This is a genomic window from Rothia sp. HMSC036D11, assembly GCF_001814205.1.
GTDB lineage: Bacteria > Actinomycetota > Actinomycetes > Actinomycetales > Micrococcaceae > Rothia > Rothia dentocariosa.
This window is the reverse complement of record NZ_KV815311.1, coordinates 1-6,547: the sequence shown is the minus strand read 5'-3', so window position 1 is coordinate 6,547 and position 6,547 is coordinate 1. Positions and strand designations below refer to the sequence as shown.

The window sequence follows — 6,547 nt, the reverse complement described above, 5'->3', positions numbered from 1 at the left end:
GGCGCATAAGACACAGAAAACAACCAAGTTTTCATATAAAAAGCTTCCCTCGGCCAAACACCAGGTGTTACTCATGGTGAAGCCCGAGGGAAGCTTTTTAGCTCCCTACAAGCAGCTCTAGACACACTCGTGTTCATACCCAAATGGGCGTACACCATTTATTCAACGTTATCCCGGTAACCTAATACCCGTTTATTTCTTCCGAAGGAGTATCTTCCAATGGGTGACCAGCCAGATCGCAACAGCCCTCACTATGCCAACCGTAATGATGTAGAGTTTGATGATGCTACGTCAGATGCTCTCGCGAGTGCGTGCCGAAACGCCGCGCGCGACCTTCGGGATAAAGTGCCTGGTCAAAGAACCAAAGCAGATACAGCTATGGTCGAGTTCAAAGGGTACTTCTCAAAACTCTATGACAATAACATCAACACTGCCGTTGATAATGGTAAAGATATTGCCACTGTTCTTGACCAGCTTGCCAAAGTGGTAGACAACCTCAAAGAGGCCGCTCATAAAGAACAAAAAATTCGTGAAGACGCCCGGCATTATGAAGATGATTGGTTCGGACTTCGCAAAAGCTGGGATGATTTCTGGGGTTCCGCTCCAAAACTTCCAGACCCCTATATTCCAGACACCACGATTGATACTACCCAGGTTGGTCAACGTGAGCACCCCACCCCGGGCGCTCCCGGAGGTGGATCGGGTTCTACAAGTGGCACCTCTTCAGCAAAGCCATCAGATTTGCGAGAAAGCGCAAAAACCTCACATCAGCTGTTCGTGGATTTCCGTAATGTCCCCGGCGATATTCGTGCTAAAGCCGCTAATTTTAAAGAAAAATGTAAGTGGGGCACCATCGACTGCGAAAATCTTCTGACGACTTTCGACAAATGGAACAACGCCAATGACCAAGAAGATAAATGGGCAACCACAATCGCAGATGAGTTCGCTAAAGCAGGCAGTGAAAACACCGTTAACACGGTTTCTAACGCCGCGCTCCAGGCTGCCCTCGATAATAAATCCATCAAAAGCAGCCGCGAAGATCTCAAGGTTCCCGCGCCATCCGTCGTAGGTCAGCCTACCTCCAGCGGCTATGCGAATGACCCGGTCAACGTTGCGACCGGTAACTTTATCGAAGAGGAAATCGATATTGCGTTTAGCAACCTCGCTTCCTCGTGTGCCGTCACGCGCATGTACAACAGTTTGGCTGTGCACGGTAATGGCGATGATTTGCCACCGTTGGCTGGGGTTTTCGGTCCGGGCTGGTCTTCTAACCTTGATACGGTCCTGAATTTCTCTGATGAAGGCGCTACCTGGATTATGCCGGACGGCCGTCACCTGTTCTTTGCCCGCGCTGGTGAGGGTTTTGCGCGAGTTGAGACCGATCCCTACTGGCTTACTCGCACTGGTGCCAGCGAAATCGCCACCACACCTATGGGGCGTTTCATCCTGGAAACCTGTGCTCTGAGCACTGAAGCTGACCTGTATATCATCTCTGATAACCAAGGTCACCTGTGGTTCTTCACTCTCACCGGTGCATGGCTTGGCTCCACGGGTGGAGAAGGCACCACTTTGGCGGTCACGCGCGCTGCTGACGGGCTCATTTCCTCCCTGGTACATGAGCTGAACCGTTCTATCATGTTTGACTATGTGGATGGGCTCGTCGCGGTAGCACGAACCTCGGCAGGGGAACGTGTCGAATACGCCTACGCCCCCGCAGGCAGTACCGCTGCCGGGCACCTGGTATCCATAACCAGCGGTGCAGGAACACGCACCTACGAACACGATGACAATGCGCTAATCCACCGCGTGATTGCTGCAGATGGCACCGTCGAGGTGACCAACACCTATGATGAGTCTGCCCGAATTGCACATCAGCATACCGAGTACGGTCGTGATGTGCGGTACTTGTACCTTGACGGCGGAGTGACCGAAGTTGCTGATGAAGACGGATCCCAAGCCAATGTGTGGATTAGCGATGACAGCGGCCGCCTAACCGCAATTATTGACGCTGACGGTGGGCGCACATCCTTCGGGTACGACCGGTTCAGCAACCGTATTCGGGTGATTGACCGTGATGGTTCTCGTACAACCCGCATCAGCGACAGCCGCGGACGTATTACCCGCGATGTTACCCCAGAGGGTCAAGATACCCGCTACGCTTACGATGAGTACGATCGCGTGACGGCGGTATCTATATCGGCGTTTGAAACGGACCCGAAGAAACGCTATGAAGCCACCCAGGCGCGCCGCAATGCAGCGGATGCTGAGGCTGATACCGGTGAGGTCACTCCGATCTCAACGGTTACTTACGAGTACGCTAACGCTTGGGATCACAATCCCTCCCGCGTTGTCGATGCGTTGGGCGGGGTCACCGAACTAAATTGGGAGGGTGGCTTGCTGACCTCCCTGACCGGCCCCGAAGGGGTCAGCATGACTCTGAATTATGACGAGTTTGGTAACCTGACCAGCTTTGCCGACCAAGAGGGCAACACAACCTCGTTCACCTATACCGCTGCCGGGCACCTCGCTCAGGTTACTACTCCGCTAGGGCTCACAACCTCGTTCACCCATGACGCGGCTGGCAATATTACCGGGCGGCAAGACCCTGACGGTTCCCGCTGGAAGTTCGAGTACACCGCTGGTCGTCGTTTGGTCGCAGTCATTGACCCCTCTGGTGCACGCACGGGCTATGAGTACGGGCCCAGCGGTGATATGACTGCGGTTATCGATCCGCTCGGTCGCCGTACCGAACGCACCTTTGATGAAAACGGAAACGTCGCCACAGTAACTCTGCCCAATGGGGGCGTGTTCTCGTATGTGTGGGATGGACTCTCACGGCTTATTCGTACGGTTGATCCAGCCGGTGGTCATTGGGAGAACACCTATGATGCCGCCAGCGTGCTCACGAAAATGACGGACCCGACCGGGGTACGCGTGCGTACTCAGGCAGATCGCAAGAGCGGCAGCGTTACCAGCTGGGACGGCACCGACGGCGTACGGGTTAAGTTTGACCATCTTGGCCGCCCCGTTGCGCGTGAAGAAATTTTCTCCCCGACTGAGGCAGCCCAGGAAGCTCCTAAAGCACGGGCAGAAAAAACCGATACCCCCGAGTCAGCTGCCGAGCTGGTGGTTTACGATCCGGCCGGTAATCCGGTGGAAATCCTGGATGCTGAAGGTGGTCTGACCCGGTACGAATACAACCTCGCCTCCCAGCTTGTGCGTCAGATTTCGCCTGCGGGGCGTATTACCGCATACACGTATAACAGCTGTGGGCGTTTAGATTCTGTTACTGAGGGCGCTGAAACCGCCGAGGCCGTTACAACTCGGTATTCCTATGATGCCGACGGGCGCCTGACCGAGCGGAATCTGCCCGGTATGAGCGAGAAGATTACGTATGACGCAAACTCGCGGGTTATCTCGGTTATTGGCGGTTCTGGCGGGGATGTGTTCTACACGTATGATGCGTGTGGACGTGTGCGCAGCATTCGAGATGCCGCCTGGGGTACCCGCAAGTTTAGCTATGATGCCGCCGGGCAGGTCACCGAAGTCACCAATGGTCTTGGCGGTGTTACCCGGTATACCTACGATGAGGCTGGCAATGTCACGAAGGTGACGGATCCTGCTGGGCGTATCACCACCTATGAGTACGATGTGCTCGGGAACATGGTGAAGACGATGGATCCTGCCGGCGCTATAACCTTGTATGAGTACGATGCTGCTGGTCGTGTATTGCGTGTAGTTGATGCAGCCCAGAAGGTACATGCGTGGGGCTACGACAGCTCTGGTGCGGCATGTGCGTATTCGGTGGATGGTACCGAACAGCTGCGGGTAGATCGTGATAACCGTACCCGGTCGGTGACGGTGACTGACTATGCCGCCAGTATTCCTGCTGATGACCGTGACGGAAGCCTGCCGTGGGTGTCTCGGTACGAGTTGGATAGGCTCGGACGTATCACCGCGGTAGCACGCTCGTGGGGCGAGTCCCAGTCTGCCGCTTCCGGTAGTGGTGCGTATGAGCTGTCGTATGCGTATGATGCCGACGGTTACCGCACTGGGTTTACCAGTCCGTATGGCGCACTGGCCTACACGCGGAACGCGGTGGGGAATATTAGTGCTATCACGAATACTGATACGGGTGAGCAGTCTTCGCTCAGTTATGATGCCGCCGGTGCGCTCATCCGGGCGCAGGTAGCCGATACGGTGCGCTCGTGGACCTATGACGGTCACGGCGCGATAACGGGGTACACCGAAACCGCTGCGGATGCTGATAACTCTGCCGATGTGCGGGTTGAGATTATTCGTGATGAAGCTGGCCGGATTGTGGGAGTAGATTCTGCCGCCGGGCTGATTACGTATGCATATGACGGAGCCGGTCAGTTAGTATCTGCCCGCCGTGGAAACGAGCGGATGTCTTGGGTGTGGGATGCCGCTGGGTGCCTAATCCGCGAAGAATACACCCGAAACACTACTACTGGTGAAGACGCTACCGATAATGCTGCCTCTGAGGCTGCTGGCTGGGTGCGTGTGCTGGCGTATGATGATGCGGCACAGGTGCGTGCGATTGGTACCTACACCGCCACTAGTGTTGCAGGTAATGCCGATTCTGATGCTAAGCAGGTGCGAGAGTTCCTCGCCGATGGGAACGCTAGCGAGTTTACAGCCCAACTGCCTGAGCATGTTGACCTGAATTTTGCCGGTGATGGGCGCACGGTTGAGAGGCTGCCGCTGACCTTGGTGCGGTTGTATTCCTATGATGCTGTCGGTCGTCGTACGGGTGAGGTTGCCTCGGATGGGTCTTCGGTGACGATGGGGTATAGCCTGGCGGGTAGTATTGCCTCGATGACCACAGCGGATAGTGGTTCGTGTGCTCGGGTGCAGGTGGCTGCCGGAGTGGCCGGTGAGGTTGCCGGTATTTCCTCTCTTGCTTCGGGGTGGACTCCGGTGGTGATGGACCCGACGGCGGAGGTGCCGACCGTGGTGGGTGTGGGCGAGATGCCTGTGCCGACCACGGGTGTGAACATGCTGGGTACCCCTGCTTCTGGTGGTTCTGGCGTGCGTGGTACTTCGTCGTCTGTGCTTGCCGGGGGTGCCGGTGTTCTGGGTGGTTTCACCTCGAATGCTGGGGTGTCTTCTGTGCCGGGGCTAGCTGGCCCGGCGGGGTTGTTGGATCCGTTCCAGTTACCAACCACACCTCTGACGGGTTCTGATGCTGCCGTTGCTGGTGCCGTGCCGGGTGTGGGTATTAATGCTTCCGGTGCACTCACGGTTGGTGGGTATGCACTGATTGGCGCTCGGGTGGCTGACCCGGTGAGTAGGTCGTTTACGTCTCGGGATCCGCTTCTGCCGGTACCTGGTGCTGGTTGGGTGGGTAACCCGTATTCGCTGGTGGGTAATAATCCGGTGGGACTAGTAGACCCGTGGGGTTTGTCGCCGATTAGTGTGGAGGATTTGAACAAAATCCGAGAAGATCGCGCGAAGATGTGGCAGAACATCGGTGAATGGGCTGCTACGGTTGCGATGATTGGCGCTGGCGCTGTTCTTGGAGCTATGGCGACTGGACTAGGTCCTTTAGGCGGTGCTGCTTTTGGCGCGGCTTCGGGCGCTTTGATGGGTGCTGGCATGTATGCATTGGAGCAGAAGGTCTCAGGTAAGTCTATTGATTGGGGTAAGGCTGGTCAAGAGGCTATTAAGGGTGCTATTACTGGCGCTGTCACAGGTGCTATTGGTGGTGGTTTCACGAACCTGGCGAAGCTTAAAGAGCTGGGGAAGCTGGGGAAGGTCGGCAACTTCGTTGCTGATAGTAAAATAACCCAAGATGTTATTCAAAACGCTGCTAGTGGTGGTGTCGGTAATACTGTGGAATATGTCAGTAAAGGCGGTCGGGATCCTTTAGAAGCGCTCGGAAAGTTCGGTTCTGGTGCTGGAAGTAGCGCTCTTGGCGCTGGTGTTGGCGGTAAGATGAAGACTAAGCTAGGTGTGCCAGGCTATGCTGACGGGTCAACGATGGGTAGGGTGCAGTCTGGTCTCCGTACCGTCGGCTCAGATGCGGTAGCTGGTGGTTCTCGGGAGTTATCGAAGTACACGATGGAAACAGCTCCTTCAGGTACTTTCAATCCACGTACTGCCGTAGAGAAGACCGGAACAGGTATGGCGAAAGATGCAGTAAAATCTAGTGTCAAGACTGCTGTGAAGATGGATAAAGAAGATGCAGCATATTACCGGTCAACTGCTGCATTTGCGTTGAAGAATCCGCAACTTACGGCGCATAATGCGGTGCAGGGAATTCAGACAGCAGCTACGAAAGCTAGCGATTCTCTGCAGATCGCGGCGATTAAGGTGCAGAATTATGATTATAGTCAGTTGGTTACTCCCCCAATACTGCGGTAGAAGCTAGAAGGGTTATCAATGGTGCAACAAAGCGTTCGCAATGCCAAGGGATGGAAGGGAATGCTCGTTTCTATTCTTGTTCTTGTGGTTCCTGCTGTAGTTATTATGCTGGCAATACATATTTTTCGTGATGATAGTGAGGGGAAGTACAAGTACTGCA

General features: G+C 55.2%; 1 protein-coding gene. It reads left to right on the top strand.

The genetic code is table 11. From position 1 onward, the window contains the following. Positions 1-219: 219 nt before the first annotated feature. Positions 220-6,387 (top strand): DUF6531 domain-containing protein, encoded by a 6,168-nt coding sequence (locus tag HMPREF2958_RS07265; protein ID WP_070697541.1) that lies wholly within the window; start codon positions 220-222, stop codon positions 6,385-6,387. Positions 6,388-6,547: the final 160 nt, after the last annotated feature.